The sequence below is a fragment of the Hymenobacter sedentarius genome, assembly GCF_001507645.1.
In the GTDB taxonomy this organism is placed as follows: Bacteria; Bacteroidota; Bacteroidia; order Cytophagales; family Hymenobacteraceae; genus Hymenobacter; species Hymenobacter sedentarius.
This window is the reverse complement of record NZ_CP013909.1, coordinates 4509645-4526211: the sequence shown is the minus strand read 5'-3', so window position 1 is coordinate 4526211 and position 16567 is coordinate 4509645. Positions and strand designations below refer to the sequence as shown.

Annotated in this window: 11 protein-coding genes; 6 read left to right on the top strand and 5 right to left on the bottom strand. The window is 66.1% G+C overall.

Annotated features, from left to right (window positions below; genetic code table 11):
• From AUC43_RS18465 to AUC43_RS18450, 4 genes are all read right to left on the bottom strand, one after another.
• On the bottom strand, nucleotides 1-3348 hold the full coding sequence (locus AUC43_RS18465; protein ID WP_068197175.1) for a class I SAM-dependent DNA methyltransferase: 3348 nt from the start codon (nucleotides 3346-3348) through the stop codon (nucleotides 1-3).
• Nucleotides 3349-3703: 355 nt separating this feature from the next.
• Nucleotides 3704-4264, bottom strand: coding sequence for an RNA polymerase sigma factor (locus tag AUC43_RS18460; RefSeq protein ID WP_068197172.1), 561 nt, complete (start codon nucleotides 4262-4264; stop codon nucleotides 3704-3706).
• 303 nt (nucleotides 4265-4567) lie between these two features.
• Nucleotides 4568-6178: a hypothetical protein gene (locus AUC43_RS18455; RefSeq protein WP_233254051.1), complete on the bottom strand. Its 1611-nt coding sequence runs from the start codon at nucleotides 6176-6178 to the stop codon at nucleotides 4568-4570.
• 285 nt (nucleotides 6179-6463) lie between these two features.
• Nucleotides 6464-7396: an alpha/beta fold hydrolase gene (locus tag AUC43_RS18450; protein ID WP_068197170.1), complete on the bottom strand. Its 933-nt coding sequence runs from the start codon at nucleotides 7394-7396 to the stop codon at nucleotides 6464-6466.
• Nucleotides 7397-7638: 242 nt separating this feature from the next.
• Between AUC43_RS18450 and AUC43_RS18445 the strand changes: the two genes are divergently transcribed.
• The 6 genes from AUC43_RS18445 (at nucleotide 7639) to AUC43_RS18415 (ending at nucleotide 15786) form a co-directional block, all read left to right on the top strand.
• Complete coding sequence (locus AUC43_RS18445; RefSeq protein WP_068197166.1) at nucleotides 7639-10905, top strand: PAS domain-containing protein; 3267 nt, start codon at nucleotides 7639-7641, stop codon at nucleotides 10903-10905.
• 21 nt (nucleotides 10906-10926) lie between these two features.
• The gene (locus tag AUC43_RS18440) at nucleotides 10927-11358 is read left to right on the top strand and encodes a response regulator (protein ID WP_068197161.1); all 432 of its coding nucleotides are present in this window, start codon (nucleotides 10927-10929) and stop codon (nucleotides 11356-11358) included.
• Nucleotides 11359-11506: 148 nt separating this feature from the next.
• Nucleotides 11507-11959: a BLUF domain-containing protein gene (locus AUC43_RS18435; protein WP_068197156.1), complete on the top strand. Its 453-nt coding sequence runs from the start codon at nucleotides 11507-11509 to the stop codon at nucleotides 11957-11959.
• Nucleotides 11952-13817 (top strand): PAS domain-containing sensor histidine kinase, encoded by a 1866-nt coding sequence (locus AUC43_RS18430; protein WP_068197154.1) that lies wholly within the window; start codon nucleotides 11952-11954, stop codon nucleotides 13815-13817. Before AUC43_RS18435 ends, AUC43_RS18430 begins: the two co-directional genes overlap by 8 nt.
• 7 nt (nucleotides 13818-13824) lie before the next feature.
• Nucleotides 13825-14538: a GAF domain-containing protein gene (locus AUC43_RS18425; RefSeq protein WP_082685206.1), complete on the top strand. Its 714-nt coding sequence runs from the start codon at nucleotides 13825-13827 to the stop codon at nucleotides 14536-14538.
• Nucleotides 14539-15525: 987 nt separating this feature from the next.
• Nucleotides 15526-15786, top strand: a complete 261-nt coding sequence (locus AUC43_RS18415) for a hypothetical protein (protein ID WP_068197148.1) — start codon at nucleotides 15526-15528, stop codon at nucleotides 15784-15786.
• Nucleotides 15787-15974: 188 nt separating this feature from the next.
• Here AUC43_RS18415 and AUC43_RS18410 read toward each other — a convergent pair whose 3' ends face one another.
• A complete protein-coding gene (locus tag AUC43_RS18410) occupies nucleotides 15975-16298 on the bottom strand; it encodes a PKD domain-containing protein (RefSeq protein ID WP_068197145.1) in 324 nt (107 codons plus the stop codon).
• Nucleotides 16299-16567 lie beyond the last annotated feature (269 nt).

Genomic DNA, 16567 nt, shown 5'->3' with positions numbered 1-16567 from the left:
CTACGTCGCATACGCATCCAGCTCCGGCACGTGCCGCAGCAGCGCCAGGCTCACCAGCGTGTCGAGCAGGGGCTGCACCTTCGCGGCCTTGGTGCCCCGGAAGCGCGCCGCCGCCTGCTTAGCTGTCAGCGGCACCGCCGCGCCCTGCACCACGGCCCGCAACGCCTGCATCTGCTGCGCCAGCTCGGCCGGCCATGGTTGGGCCTCTGCCGTCGCCACGTCGCTCACTGCAGCCACCGTAGTCGCCAATGCCATGGTGCCCTGCTGCTGACCGGGGGCCTGGTATTCGGGCCGCAGGTAGCGCACGGTGCCGGCCGCCTCTTCGGCCGCCCGCTGCTGGTTTAGCTGCACCAGGCGCGTCAGTATCTCGGCGTCGGGCAGCGTGGCGGGCCAGCCGTAGGCCTCGGCCACGGCCGCATCGAGCTGCTGGTGCAGGCTGAGCACCACGGCAGCCAAACCCTGCTCGTGGGTCGTCTGCTCTTTGGCGGTGAGGGGCTGGCCGGCCCGCAGCTTTTCCACCACGTTGTAGAGGTCGGTGAGGGCGAGGCCGGGATGTTGGGCCTGCTGGCGCTTGCGGTGGGCGTCCAAGTCTTCCGCTGGTTCACGTATGCGGGCTTGCTGCGATTCAGTTGCGATGGGGAACGGAAAGGTCTGAAAACATCGGCTGCTGGTATATACAGAGTCGTTTCCTACTCCTAGCCAACTCCCACTCGCCATTGCCCAAGAAGTATGAATTCTGCTTGATAAGATTCCTAAGTTGTAGGCGTCTCCTGAAGCTATATTAACCAATTTATGGTCAGGCGCTATCCCTGATTCTAGAAACTGAAAAATGCGGTGTTTTGCCGTTTCGGGTGTGGCTATGTAGCGCGGCAGCCCTTTTAGAGCCAGGCGCAAACCCTTGCGCGTCTCCCCAAACTGCCACCAGATTTCCTTGAGCTTTTTGCGGTTGTTGTTGTCGCGCTCCGGCTTCACGTGGGTGTACAAATGCTGATACACGGCCGGATACTCGCGAATGGCTTCGGCTTCGGTCAGGCCGAACAAATCCACCAGGTACACCCCGCGAGGGCGTGCCGTTAGGTCTTTGCCGTTGCGGTACGGCCGTATTCGGGTTTCAAGCCCCGCCACGGTGCCCAGTCCTAACGCATGGGCTTGAGCCTCTGTGACGATAAAGCCCGAACCCGCCAGCATCATCCCGTTGCTGGAGATGCCCTCGTTGGCTTTCAGCGCCTGCGCCCCTGCCACGTCCGCCCCCGTGGTAAAATCCGAGTTAATTACCCCATCCGCCTCCACCAATTCTACAGTGGGCGCATCGTCGTCCCCTGCGGCCGTTTCTCGCACCACCGTCGCCACCTTTCCCGAGTATGTGCCAGCACGCCCCACGCCCATCGCAATGCGCACGGCCGCTCCGTCGGTACTGTCAACCCAGGGATGGTCGGGTATCGCGAAGGTGAGCGACAGGGGCGGTTCGGCCGCCAAATGCCGCTGAATAAGACGCCGGTTGAATGTCTGCGTGATGGAGTTGGTGGTGATAAAGCCAAATGCTTCCGCATGGCCTTGCCGCGTTATTTCGGCAGCCCGCTCCCACCAGTACATGACCAGGTCAGCCGACTCATCTACTTTGCCTTTGTAGGTTTTGCGCAGCGCGTCCACGTACCCATCGCCCAAGGCCCGCCGCATGGCCTTATCCCCCACAAACGGCGGGTTGCCCACAATAAAATCCGCCGCTGGCCACTCCGCCGGCCACGTCTGGCTGTAGTCCTCGTTGTGCCCCAGTACCGCGTCCTGCTGCCGGATGTTCTGGTAGTCATCCAGCAGCGGCTCGCGCAGCTCCGTCAGGCCATGGGTGCGCAGGTGCCACTGCAAGTAGCCGATGCGCAGCACCACGTCGGCAATGGCCGCCGCCCGCGGGTTCAGCTCCAGTCCCAGCAGTTGCCGCGGGCTCACCGTGGTGCCGTCGCCCAGCTCCAGCCGCCCCGAGCCGCCCAGCTTCGCCAGGCTGGTCAGCACTTCGCCTTCCAGGCGCTTTAGGTGCTCCAGCGTCACGTACAGGAAGTTGCCCGAGCCGCAGGCCGGGTCCAGCACCTTCACTGCCGTCAGCCGCCGCAGAAACTTCAGCAGTTCCTCGCGGGCATCGGTCACCGCCTTCTTGCCCTTGCCTTCGTCCAGGCGGGTGGCGCTGGCCGCCTGCGCGGCCGCCCACTCCCGCCGCAGCGGCTCAATTACCGTGGGCAGCACCAGCCGCTCCACGTAGCGCCGGGGCGTGTAGTGCGCCCCCAGGCTGTGCCGCTCGGTGGGGTCCAGCGCCCGTTCCAGCAAGGTGCCGAAGATGGCCGGCTCCACTTCCGTCCAGTTGGCCGCGGCCGCCCGCTGCAGCAGCGTAATCTGGTCGGCGTTCAGCGGCAGCGCCGTGGCCCCGTGAAACAGCTGCCCGTTGAAGCGCCGCAGTCGCGTGCGCAGCTCCGGCGAAAACCCGCCCTTGTCCATCACCGCCCACAGGCCTTGCAGCGCCTCGGGCAGGTAGCCCCGTGCTTCTTCCGTGCCGGCATACGCCGTCAGCAGCCCCGAAAACGACTCCTTCGGTATCAGCTCCACGTCCTCGGCAAACATCGTGAACAGGCAGCGCATCAGGAACTGCGCCACCACCTCCGACGCATGCCCCGCCTTTTCCAGCTGGCTGCTCAGCCCCGCCAGGTGCCCCGCGAGCTGGCGCGTTACCTGCGCCGCCCGGCGGCCCGGGTCCAGGCTTTGCGGGTCGGTAAAGAGCTGCTGCAGCTGCGCCCGCAGCTCCGGCTTGGCCAGCACCGGCAGGTAAAAGCGGTAGGTGCCCGAGTCCGGAAACGGCACGTAGCTGTCGCCCACCCCGGCAAAGTTCGAGTACACGTCAAAGCAGTGCCCCACGTCCACCACCACCACAAACGGCGGCCGCGGCTCACTTGCTGGCAGGGCCCGCACGTAGCGCAGCGCCTGCTCTTGCGCGGCCCGCATCATCTGCTCCCACTTGGCCGTGCCGCGCACCGCGTGGCCCTTGCGTCGCTTCTCCGCCGGCAGGCCCAGCTGCGCTTTCTCGGCCGCCGCCTGCTCATCCGGCGAGGTGGTGCCCTGCTTGGTTTCCAGCACAAAGCACCCCCGCTTGTACAGGTCGATGCGCCCCGTGGTCTGCTTGCCGCCCCCGTCGTCAAACGTCACGGCCCGCTCCAGCACGTAGGCGTCCTGCGCGGGGTTGTCGGTGGTCGGGTCCGGGCGCGGCACGCCCAGCAAGTCGCAGAAGTCTTGCAGAAACAGGCCATAGTTGGCCCGCTCCGCGCCGCCGGATTTCAGCCAGCGGGTTTCAAAGTCAGTGTAGAGCACGGTGCGCGTTAAATCCTTGCGGAGTAGCCCGGCCTCCTATAAAAGGCCAGGCAGTAGGTAGAGCCGCGAAGGTAGCTTTCGTTGCGACGGATTGGTAACCGCTGCCACAATTTGCAGCAGTTTCAGAACGCGTCGTGCAAAGCGCAAAAAAGAACGTCATGCAGTGTGCAGCCGAACCGAAGGGCGCCGCAGGCAAGCATCTCGCGTGGGGTAGTAATTACAATCGTCTGTCATGCTGACCAAGGAAGCCCCTTCTCAGGCCAGAACGAGTCGTTCAGCGGCGATAAGTTGCTTCCTTGGTCAGCATGACAATCACAGTAGGAGAGACGCTTCTTGTAACTCCCCAAAGCCCTCCTCATATCACCCGCGCCACCCGCGCCAGTGCAACCAGCGCCGCCCGGGCCCGCGTTTTCACCGTGGCCAGCGGAACGCCCAGCTGCTCGGCCGCTTCCACCTGCGTGCACCCCCCGAAGCAAAGCAGTTCCACCACCTCGCGCTGCTTGGGCTTCAGCTCCAGCGTCAATTCCCGCACCCCAATGTGTTCCGGGTTGAAGCTGGCCGGGGAGCTGGCCTGTTGCGCGGCACTCACCTCCAGCGACTTATTGCCCTGATGGAACCGCTGCCGCGGACTCCGCAGCACGTCAATGGCGTGGTTGCAGCACACCCGCACCATCCAGGTAAAGAAACGTCCGCGCTCGGGGTCGTAGCTGGCAATGCTCAGCCAGATTTTCAGCAGCCCCTCCTGCAGCACGTCCTGCGCCAGCACCTCATCGCGCACCAGTCGCTGAATCGCCAGCTGCAAGCTACGCGCGTACCGTTCCTGCACCAGCCGCAGGGCCTGCTCGTCGCGGGCCAGCAGGCGCTGCACCAGCGCCGCTTCGTCGGCTGCCGTGGGCAGTACCGGAGTAGCATTCATGGGAGGGAAGGGGCGTAGCGAATCGGTGTCTTGGGACTGTCCGGGCGGAAAGGGTCTGACCGAAAGATACGAACCAGCCTAATTCCAGGCGGAAGATAGCGGAACTACGGTAGCGCTTTATTAGCCCGCCGGCAGGACCTGTTCATCACCGAGAAGGACAAGCTCAACCGCGGCCTCATTGACTTCGTCACTGGCACGGGCGTGCGCGCCGGTCAGACCAGTCTTGTCTAACGAGGCATAAAAAAAGCCGGACCGCCTACTAGGCAGTCCGGCTTCGTTACTGGTGGGTAACTCGCGGTTGAGCTACCGGCGCATGGCCACGCCTTTGTCAGGCCCCGTGTCCAAACTTTTCAGGTACGCGACCAGCGCCGTCCGCTCCTGGGCGCTGACCGCGTAAAACGGGTGGGGAGCGCCTTTGCCGCGGTTGGGATTGAGGAGCGCCTCCAGGCTGGGCACGGAATTGTCGTGCAGGAACACGGGCTTGCGGGCCAGGTCGAGTAACAGCGGCAGGGCGTTGCCGCGAATGCCGCCGCCGGGGCTGGCGTCCACCACAATCATCTTGTCGTCGAACGTGCCGGGCGCATTCTGAATGGGGCTCAGCGGCGCTTGGCGCTGGGCCAGGACCTTGGGCTTGTAGTCCGGGTAAATCTGATTCATCGGAATCAGTTTGGTCATGACCGGCTTGCTCTGGTCCGTGTTATGGCAATTGGTGCAGTTATTCGAGGCAAACAACGCCCGGCCCTGGCTCACGAGCGCGGCATCCGTTACCACCCCTTTCGGGGCCGCCAGGGCCGACACGTAGGCGTTCAAATCGCGCAGCTTCTGCTCGTCGACGCGCTTGCCGGTGGGCGTGGGCGCATCGCCGGGCTTGCCGGCCGTGGAGGCGGTCACATAGGGAAAGCCCGTGACCCCGGTAGCCGCCAGCACCTTCGCGTAATCGGCCAGCATGGCGTCCCCGCCGGCCCCGCCCAGCACGTGGATAAATTGCTTGCCGCCGGGCGAGAGCAGGTTGCTTTGGTCGAACAGGGCCGTATAGACCGTGTTGTTGAAATCGTCCAGCTTGTCGTTTTGCCCCGAACTGCCAAAGGGAGCGGCCAAATCCTGGCGGAAGAAGGGCGCGATGTGCACGGGGTTGCCGTTGCCATCGGGCGAGTCGTCAAAGGTCCCGATGGGGTAGAATTTGGGGTTGCTCAGGTAAGCGTCGACCTCTGCCTCGGTGGAGGTGGCGGTGAGGCCCTTCGGGGCCCGGCCAATGGTGCTGCCGTCCGGCTGCCGCAGCTGCAGCGTGGTGAACAGGGCCCGCGAGTTGGCGGCGGTGGCCAGCAGCTTGCCCACATTGAGCTGGTGAGGGGTGGGCCCGTCAATCCGCTTGCCGATGCTGCCCTTGCCGCCCAGGTCAAACATCGACTTGTCGGTCACGGCGTGGCACAGGGCGCAGCTCACGCCCACCAGGGCCCCCTTCGGTACCATGCCGATGACGGCGTTGGCTTTCACCAGCGCGTCCATCGTGGCCGGGTCGTTGAGCTTCGGGGCTTTGGCCGGCGAATGGTCGGTTTTCAGCTCGCTGGCGAAGGCGGCTTTCACATCGGCGGGCATGGCGTCCACGTCGAAGCTGACGCCGGCTTTCAGCGCGTCCATCACCGTGAGCTTGGCCGCTTTCATGCCTTGGGGCATGCGCACGGCGTTGGTCCAGAAGCCCTCGGTGCCGAAAGTTTCGTTGCGAAACACGTCCCGGCCTGCTTCGGCATTGCCGGTTGAACCCGCTACCGCAGGCGCCGTCCCCGTCGAATCGGCGGGCGTCTGCGCGGTGCCCTCCGTGGTCTTGGTGGAATTGCTCTGGCACATAGCCAGCGTCAATACGGTAAGTGCGGACAGGCCCAGGGTGGGCAGCCGCCAACGCGTAAAAGAAACCATAGCGGGTTGGAGTGAAGCGTGAAAACAAAAGTTATTCGGCTAACGAATCCCTTATCGGCTAGGTTGCTGTGAGGTGGTCCAGGTTAACCGGTCAGAAGCCCTCGTCCGGCAGGTGGTAACGGTTGATGGCCCGCGCTTGCTCCCAGCCCGTGCCCTGGGAGCAAGTCGCCGACCGCACCAGCGTCCTCACGATGGTCCTCACCCTGAAAGACGTCGGCACCCAGGTAATTAGCAGTACCCGATTTCTTAGCGGGGTTTTCTGTTCCTATTCTCGTGCGCCCCCTGCTACCGCCCCCGTTTCCGCCGCGACGAGAGCAGCCAGATGCCGCCGGCTAGCAGCGCCAGCGCGGCTCCTACCACGGCCGCCTTAGGCAAAGCCGGGGCGGCCTCTTCTGATTTTGACAAAGCAATGGATTCGTCGGTGAAGGGCTGGCGGCTGGTCACGGCCAGAATCAGGCGCGTGGCTTCGGCGGGCTGGTCCCACTGCGGGAAGTGGCCGCAGTGCTCAAACCAATACAGGCGCGCATCAGGGAATTTCTCCAGCGCCAGTTTCGACTGGCTCGGCAAACACACCCGGTCCTGCCGGCCCCAGCCAATGATCAGGGGCCCGGGAATGCTGCCCTGGGGTGCGGGCTTTTGCACTTCGCCGTGCGCCAGCTGGTCGAGCAACTCGTCGAAAGCGGGCGAGTGGGCGAAGGTGTACATCTCGTCGATGGCCTGCTGCGCATCCACGGCCCAGGGGCGGGCTGAAAACTGGGGCAAGAGCACCGTGCGGCCCACCGCCGAGCCGGCCAGGGCGGGCATCACCGGCTGCAGGGCCTTCACCAGCTTGACCGACACGTCCACCGAATGGTAGAAGAACGGAATCTGCCAGCCCTGCCAGAACCCGCCCGGGTCCAGCGACACCACCGCACCGAGTACGCCGCCGCGCCGGGCCAGCTCCAGTACCAGGCGGGCGCCCATGGAGCTGCCCACGGCATCAATGCCGAGCAGGTCGTGTTGGGTGAGAAAGCCCGTCACCGCGTCGGCCAAGGTGGCGATAGAGTTTTCGCCTTCCAGCTGGGGGGTTTCGCCGTGGCCGGGCAAATCGACGGCAATGACGTCGCGCTCAGCGGCCAGCGCGTCGATGATGGTATTCCAGGACCGCCAGCTTCCGCCGATGCCGTGAACCAATAACAGGGGGCGGCCGGTGCCGCGGCGAACAAAATGCAAATCCATAAAAAGAAGAATTAAACCGCGTGAAAAAGTAAGTACCGCCCTGTAACAGCCGGCCCGTCGAAACGGCTGAACAAGGCATCCCCAAAAATGAAATACTGCCTCGCCGAGCCGCCGCTTGGTTTGCCCACCCGCAGTAAAAGCAGCGTGAACCCGGCCCCGTCATACCTATTTGCGGCCCCGCCGTATTAACTAGCACCTACGTTGCCCGTCACCCGTTCGGCCGGCCCTGTTTCTGTTTGCCCATGTCCCCGGCCCCGCTCGACCTGCTGCCCGTCTTCAACGCCCAGCCCGGCGCCACCCTGCTGCTGTCCCCGCAATGGATAATTGTAGGCGCCAGCGACGACTACCTGGTCGCCACCCTCACCGAGCGGGCCACCCTCGTCGGGCAGTACCTCTTCGACGCCTTTCCCGACAACCCCAACACGCCCGAGGCCAACGGCGTGGCCAACGTGCGCGCCTCACTGCTGCAGGTGCTGGCCACCTGCCAGCCGCACGAGATGGCCCCGCAGCACTACGACGTGCCCGACCCCGCGCGGCCCGGCCGGTTCGTGGAGCGCCACTGGCTGCCGCGCCACACGCCCGTGCTCGATGCCGCCGGGCAGGTGCAATTCATCCTTCAGTCCGTCCAGGACGTCACCGCCAGCCGCCGCGCCGAGCAGCAGCTGCACGAGAGCCAGGCCGCCGAACAGGCGGCCCGCGCCGAGGCCGAGGCCCAGCGCCAGCGCTTCCACGAGGTGCTCATGCAGCTGCCGGCTTACGTAGCCGTCTACCACGGCCCCGACCACCATTACCAGTTCGTCAACCCGCCCTACCAGGGCCTGTTCCCGGGCCGCTCCTTCGCCGGCCGGCCGTTTCGCGAAGGCATGCCGGAGGCCATCGGGCTCGGGGTGGTGGCCCTCTTCGACCGGGTGTACCAGACCGGTGAGCCCTACTTCGCCCGCGAGATGGAAGGCTGGTTCGACTTCCAGGGCAACGGCCAGCCCGAGCAGGTGTTCCTCAACCTCTACCTGCACCCCCTGCGCAACCCGCAGGGCGCCATCGACGGCGTGCTCGACTTCTCCTACGGCGTGACCGAGCAGGTGCGGGCCCGCCAGCAGCTCGAGCTGCTCAACCAGGAGCTGGAAACCCGGGTTGCCGCGCGCACCCAGGAAGCCGAGGCCGCCCGCGCCGAAGCCGAGGAGCAGCGCAACCGCCTGCTGCGCCTGTTCAACCAGGCCCCGGCCTTTATCAACATCTTCACCGGCCCCGAGCACGTGCTCACGCTCGTGCACCCCAGCACCTACGAGCTGCTGCAGAACCGCCCCCTGCTCGGCCTGCCCCGCCGCCAGGCCCTCCCCGAGCTGCCCGAGGAACAGCACGCGCCCTTCGACGAGGTGTACCGCACCGGCCAGCCGCGCTACGTACACGAGCGCCTCAGCCGCCTCGACCTGCGCAACGACGGCGTGCTCCACGATGTGTACTTTGACCTCACCTTTCAACCCCTGTTCGACGCCGCCGGGCACATCGAAGGTGTGATGAGCTTTGCCGTCAACGTCACCGAGCGGGTGCGCATCCGCCAGCAGGCCGAAGCCCTGCAGGAACAAGTGCTGGCCGCCGCCGAGGCCCAGGCCCGGCAGCGCGAAACCTTTTACCAGATTCTGGCCGACACCCCCGCCGCCGTGGGCATCCTGCGCGGGCCCGAGCACCGCTACGAGTACGTGAACACGGCCCTCCAGCAGCTCTTCCCCGACCGCCAGCTCACCGGCCGGCCCGTGGCCGAGGCCCAGCCCGAAACCGTGGCCACGGGCTTCCTGACCTTGCTCGACGGGGTGTACCGCACCGGCGACACCTACCACGGCCAGGAAATGCTGCTGCCCGTCGAGCAGCCCGACGGCCAGCCCGCCCGCGACGTGTACTTCACCTTCACCTACCAGGCCTACCGCGAAGACGGCCGCATTGCCGGCGTTTCCATCTTCGCCAACGACGTGACTGCGCAGGTGCGCGCCCGCCGCGAACGCGAAGCCCAGCGCCAGCGGCTTCACGACCTGTTCATGCAGGCCCCGGCCGCCATCAGCATCCTGGCCGGGCCCGAGCTGGTGTTCGAGCTGGTCAACCCCGGGTTTCACGCCATGTTCGGCGGCCGCGACCTGCTCGGCAAACCCCTGCTGGCGGCCCTGCCCGAGCTGGCCCCGCACCAGGCCTACCGCACCATCCGCCGCGTGCTCGACACGGGCGAAACCAACGAAGAGCTGGGCATCCTCGTGCCCGTGGCCCGGCCCGAGGATGGGGTGCTCGAAGACCGGTACTTCAACTACATCCAGCAGGCCCGGCGCGACGAGCACGGCCGCGTCGACGGCGTGCTGGTGTTCGCCTTCGAAGTGACCGAGCAGGTGCAGGCCCGCCAGGCCAGCGAGGCCAGCGCCCGCCAGCTGCAGCTGCTCACCGACGCGCTGCCCGTGCTCATCAGCTACATCGACCGCCACCAGACCTACCGCTTCGCCAACCAGGCCTACCACGGCTGGTTTGGCCTCACCCCGGCCGAGGTGGTGGGCCGGCACCCGCGCGAGGTGGCGGGCGCGGCGGCCTACGAGCAGGTACGACCCAACATCGAGCGGGCGCTGGCCGGCGAGCGGGTCGAGTACGAAGCCCGCATGGCCTACCGCCCCGATTTCATCCGGCACGTGCACGCCATCTTCATCCCCGACGGGCCGGCCGGCGCAGTGGCGGGCTTCTACACCCTCGTGTCCGACATCACCGAGCAGGTGGAGGCCCGCCAGGCCGTGGAGCGCAGCGCCCGCCAGGCCCAGGCCGCGGCCCAGGAGCTGGCCGCCGCCAACCAGCAGCTCACCCGCACCAACGTCGACCTCGACAACTTTATTTACACGGCCTCGCACGACCTCAAGGCCCCCATCACCAACATCGAGGGCCTGCTCGACACCCTCCGCCACGAGCTGCCCGAACCCGCGCCCACCGGCGAAGTGGCCCACATCCTGAACCTGATGCAAGGGGCCGTCGACCGTTTCAAGCGCACCATCGACCACCTCACCGAGGTGTCCAAGCTGCAAAAGGAGCACGACCCCCCCACCGCGCAGGTGGCCCTGGCCCCGGTTCTCGACGACGTGCGCCTCGACCTGGCCCCGCTGCTGCGTCAAACCGGCGGCCAACTCCAAGTCGACGTGCAGCACTGCCCCCCGCTGCGGTTCTCGGAAAAAAACCTGCGCTCGGTGGTGTTCAACCTGCTCAGCAACGCCCTCAAGTACCGCCACCCCGAGCGTGCGCCCCTGGTGCAGGTCCGCACCCGCCTGGAAGAGGCGTTCGTGGTGCTCGAAGTCGAAGACAATGGCTTGGGCCTCGACCTGGCCCGCGAGGAGCAGGTCTTCGCCATGTTTCAGCGCCTGCACACCCACGTCGAGGGCTCCGGCCTCGGGCTGTACATGGTCAAGCGCATGGTGGAAAACGCGGGCGGCCAAATCACAGTACACAGCCGGGTCGGGGAGGGCACCGCCTTCGCTGTCTGGTTTCCCCGCTAATCCGTAACGGCTGCCCGCTGTATGTCCCCAACGCCCATCCGCTGCACCCTGCTCGTCGACGACGACCCCGCCACCAACTACCTCAACCGCAAGCTGCTCCAGCGCCTGGCCGTCACCGGCCAGGTGCGCGAGGCCCTCAACGGCCAGGAAGCCTTGCACGTGCTGGCCACTTCCTGCACCGACCCCGTGGCGCCCGCCTGCCCGGACCTGATTTTCCTCGACGTCAACATGCCCGTCCTCAACGGCTTCGACTTTCTTGCCGCCTACCAGCAGCTGCCGCTGGCCCGGCAGCAGGCCATCGTCATCATCATGCTCACCACCTCGCTGCACCCCGCCGACGTGGCGCGCGCCGACGCGCTGCCCGTGGCCGGCTTCCTCACCAAGCCCCTCACCGCCGAGAAAATCGCCCAGGTGGTGCAGGAGCACTTCGGCCGCGCCAACCAGGAGCGCTAGCCGCGCCAACCGGCCAACTTTATTCCACGCGGCCCACCCGTTGCCGCCGGGCCGTCAGCAGTGGCCCGCATCCCCGCGCCTCGGCCCTATATGGGGCGTTCCTTTTAAATTTGTTCCGTTACCGCCCGGCCTCATACCGCCCCGCCGCATGATTCACCTTGTTTACCTGAGCCGGGCCGTACACCCGCTCTCCGACGCCGACCTGCAGCACCTGCTCGACCAGTGCCACCGCAACAACGCCCGCCTCGGCATCACCGGCATCCTCTTCTACAGCCACGGCCACATCGCCCAGCTCATCGAAGGCGAAGCCGAGGTGGTGGAGGCCCTCTACGCTCGCATTGCCCAGGACGGCCGCCACTCCGACGTGCACAAGCTCGTGCACAAGCCCATTGCGGCCCGCAGCTTCCCGGCGTGGTCCATGGCTTTCCACCCGCTCCAGCCCGCCAGCTTCGACCAGCTGGCCGGGTTCCTGGAGCCCACCCGCGTGCCCGCCCTGCCGCCCACGCTGGCCATCGCCGACGCGCTGCTCCTCGACCTGGTGCGCGTGGCCGTGTTCGGCCCCGACGCCCTCCCCGCCGAAGTGGAAACGCTGCATGCTTGAGCCCACCCACCTGCCCCACGTGCTGCGGCGCCTGCCCGCCGGCGTGGCCACCCTGCTCGGCCCCGAGCTGCGCGTGGGCTTCGCCAACGGGGCCCTGGAAACCCTGCTCGGTGCCCCCGTGGCCCCCAACCAGCCCCTGCTGGCCCAGCCGGGCCCCGTGCCGCCCGACCTGGTGGAGGTGATGCAGCAGGTGTACCGCTCCGGCCGCCCCTTCGTGGCCCGGGCCTACGGCCTGCCCTCGTCCACCGCCGACGCGGGCACGGTGCTGCGCTACTACGACCTGACCCTTGAGCCCGTGAGCGAGGACGACCAGACCGCCAGCGGCCTGCTGCTCTTCGCCGTCGACGTCACCGAGCAGGAGCAGGCCCGCCAGCGGGCCCACGAGCTGGCCATCGAAACCCGCCGCCTCGACACCCGCCTGCGGGTGCTCACCGAAACCGTGCCTCAAATCACCTTCACCGTGGACGCGGCCGGCCACTTCGAATACGTGAGCCCGCAGTGGTACTACTTCACCGGCCAGCCCGTCACGGCCGACCTCAACGCCATCTGGCCCCTGCTCATTCACCCCGACGACCGCCTGCGGGTGCTCTACCAGTCCGAAACGGCCCGCACCGCCGGCACCGGCTGGAGCTACGAGTACCGCCTGCGCCGGCACGACGGGCAGTACCGCTGGGTGCTGAGCCGCGGCCTGCCCGAGCTGCACGCCCCCGGCCAGCCCGTGTTCTGGCACGGCGCCCTTACGGAAATTCACGACCAGCGCGAACTCACCGAGGCCCTGCGCCGCGGCGAGGCCGAGCTGCGCTTTCTGGCCGACAGCATCCCCGAGCTCATCTGGACGGCCACGGCCCAGGGCCTCATCGACTACTACAACCAGCACACCGCCGACTACACCGGCCTGAGCGCCGAGGAACTCGGCCCCACGGGGTGGGTGGCCCTCATCCACCCCGACGAGCAAGTGGGCGCTGCCCGGGGGTGGGTGCACAGCGTGGCCACCGGCCAGCCCTACGAAGGCCTCTACCGCCTGCGCCGCCACGACGGCCGCTACCGCTGGCACCTGCTGCGCGCCCGCCAGCGGGCCGACGAGCGCGGCCCCCGCTGGTTCGGGGCCTGCACCGACATGGACGACCAGCACCGCCTGCGCGACGCGCTGCAAACCCAGTACGACGAGCTGGCCCGCACCAACCGCGACCTCGACACCTTCGTGTACACCGCCTCGCACGACCTCAAGCAGCCCCTGCTCAACCTGCGCGGCTTGTTCGACGAGCTGCGCCGCACGGCTTCCTTCGCCGACCCCGACGAGGCCCCCATCCTGACCATGGTGGAGGATGCCCTGGGCCAGCTCGACGACACCCTGCAGGAGCTGGCCGCCACCGTGCAGGAGCAGCGCGGCCTCTCGGCCCCCGCCGAGCCGCTCGACCTGCGCACCGTAGCCGAGGAAGTGCTGCTCGGCCTGCGCACGCAGGTGCAGGAAAGCGGGGCCACCTTCGAGTTGGACTTCGCCGCTGCCCCCGAGCTCACCTACGGCCGGGCCAACCTGCGCTCCATCCTGCACAACCTGCTCAGCAACGCCCTCAAGTTCGCCCACCCCGACCGGCCGCCGCACATCCTCGTGCGCAGCACCCTGCCGGCCCCCGGCCGCCCCACGCTGGTCGTGCAGGACAACGGCCTCGGCATGGTGTTGCCCGACCGCGCCGGTCCCCTGTTCCAGCCCTTCGAGCGCCAGCACCCCGCCATTGCCGGGGCCGGCGTGGGCATGTACCTGGTGCAGCGCGTGGTGGCCAGCCGCGGCGGCCACCTGGAGGTCGCCAGCACAGTGGGCGAAGGCACCACGTTCACCATTCACTGGTTCGATACCTGAACACGCCATGTCCGCGACCCCTGCTTCCCTGTTGCCCGACGACGAGCCCGAGCGCCTGCGCAGCTTGCGCGCCCACCACGTCTTGCCCACCCTCATCGAGCCCGTGTTCGACGAGTTCGTGGCCCTCACCGCCCAGGTGTTCAGCCTGCCCATCTCGCTCATTAGCGTGGTCGAGGAAGACGAGGTGCTTTACCCCGTCAACTACGGCATGCCCGGCAACGCCCGGCAGCCCCGCGTGGAAGCCCTCTGCGCCACCGCCATCGAGAAAGCCCGCGCCGTGGTCTACCACGACCTGGCCCTCGAAACCAGCGCCTCCGTGCCCCTGGAGGCCCTGCACGCCGCCGAAGGCAACGAGCTGCGCTTCTACGCCGGGGCCCTGCTGCGCCTGCCCGACCAGCGCCCCTTGGGCACGCTCTGCATCATCGACCGCCGGCCCCGCACCTTCACCGCCGACGAACAGCGGGTGCTCGACCTGCTGGCCGCCCTCGTCAGCCAGGCCATTGCCCTGCGCCTGGCCTGCCTGGCCCAGCCCCTGGACGGGGCCGCGCAATGGGAAAACACCCGCGCCCAGCTCCAGGAAGAGCTGCGCGAGCTCACCGCCCTGGTGCGCTACCTCTTCACCCGCCACGGCGTCCAAATCCCCGTGCCCGCCGACCTGCTAACCCAGGTCGAGCGCCGCCTGTCCGACCTGCAGCGCTTGCTCAGCGAGCACCAATGCTGAGGGCAAAACCAATCCTTTTTCCCAACCCACCACGAGCGAACCAAGTGGTTCGCTCGTTTCATCTCTTGTTTAAGCTTCAACCCGCTGCCCGTCCTTACCCCTCCAGCTTGTGCACCCGCGCATTGGCTCCTGGTAACCAAACCGTAACCCATCAACCGCAACATTTAGGAAGCTACGCGGGTAAATGGCCTCGTCTGTGACCCCAGGCCCTTTCCACGAACTGCGTTACCATGATGTACGGTGTGCTATTTGCGTTACTCGGCCTGTGCCTAGCTTGCTTTCGGGAAGGCGTGTGGACGAAATTCACCGCTGAGGATGTGGCCCGCTGGCAGGCCGAAGCCGCCCAACCCGTACCCGCAACATTGCCTATGCACCTGCCACGCACGTCGCCTCTTACCCAACCGGCTCCCAAAACAGTACGTCCCGCGCCCGAGCCCAAGGTTGAAGCGTACGAGGTAGTTGCGTAGCCACCTAACGCCGGCGAGGGGCACCGCCCCCATGCTCTGTGGGGTGGGCAAGTTCGTAGGTGCGCAAGGCTTCGCGCAGGGCCACAAGTTCGGCCAAGTTGCCGCCGGTAGCGGCTGCTTTGTTTTCGCCCCTCCCCACATGCCGCACTTTTTCCCTAAGCTCGTTCTGGCCAGCGCCCTGTTCCTCACTGGCCCCGCCGCGTGAGCCCGGTCCAAGCCCCACGACCAGGCCAGCGGCACCCAGGACTTCGCACAAGTCAGCGACGCCCAGCAAATCCAGCGCGGCAACAAAAAGCCCAAAACCAAAATCGGCACCCCCACGACTACCAGCACCGACGCCACTCGCTTCACCCTGCTCAGCTACGGTCTGCGCCTGCCCGTCGCCTATACCCTCGGCAAGGTCTCGGCCGAAGTGGCCTACCGCTACCTGCAGCCCGTCAACGTACTACCCAAAGACGATTCCGCCGGCCGCTCCTACTTCACCCTCACCGTCACCCTTTAGCCTTCATTAACCGCTCGTATGAATACTTATTCTAAATTCCTCGGCACGGCCCTGGTCGGCGCTTTTGCCCTGCTTGCGGCGCCGTCCGCCCAGGCCCAGATAAACATCAACATCGGCCAGCCCGCCTACCAGCCCCAGGTGGTGGTGGTCGAGCACGCGCCCAAGTACAAGCCGTACAAGCCCAAAAAGCTGAAAAAAGGCCAGGCCGTGTACCTGGTGCCCACGGGCCCGGCGTATTATGAAGTGCGCGGCAAGGGCCACGGCAAAGGCAAGCACTAACCCGTTTCCACCCCGCCGCTGGGCCGCTGTGCCACTGAACCCAGGGCCGACGTAGCCCGCCGCTGCTGGTAGCGCAAGGCCCTGCCGGCCGCTCCTGCTTCACCGCACCCGCTAGCCGCCACTGACACCATACAGTAAAAAGGCCTGCCTTTCCAGGCGGGCCTTTTTACGTTCGCTACGTCCCGCCGTTAGGGCACAATGGTTACCTGCTTGCTCGTCGTCGATTCCTTGCTGCTGTTCTTCGCCGTGAGCTTCACCGTGAACTGTCCCACCGCGTTGTACTTGTGCTTGGCCTTGGCTCCGGTCGTGCTGGCACCGTCGCCAAAGTCCCACACGTAGTCGTCGGCGTCGGTGCTGCAGGCCGCATTGACTTCCACCTCGTCGTTTAGCTTCGAGCTCGGTTGGCCTTTCTCAATAGTGAAGCAGGCATCCGGTTTTTTCGAGCAACTGGCCAGGGCCAGACCCGCCAGCAGGAGCACCACTGAAGCGTTGCGAGGGAATAACTTTTTCATAAGTAGCATTTGGGAATGAGATTTGGAATGGACAATTTACCGCCTCCGTAGCAACTATCCGGTCATGTGATTTTCAGACCATAGAACTTTAGCAAGTTGCCACAATTGCCCAGGCTGATTTTGTTCTACCAGCACCCGCCACTAATCATTCAAAACAACATGTTCCGCTAGCCAGCACCAGCATCATGTGTTTTTTAGCTACTGGTATTATTCCCACACCGCCGTTCGAAGCAAAAATGAGCAGCCCATGTGGGCTGCTCATTTCGTTT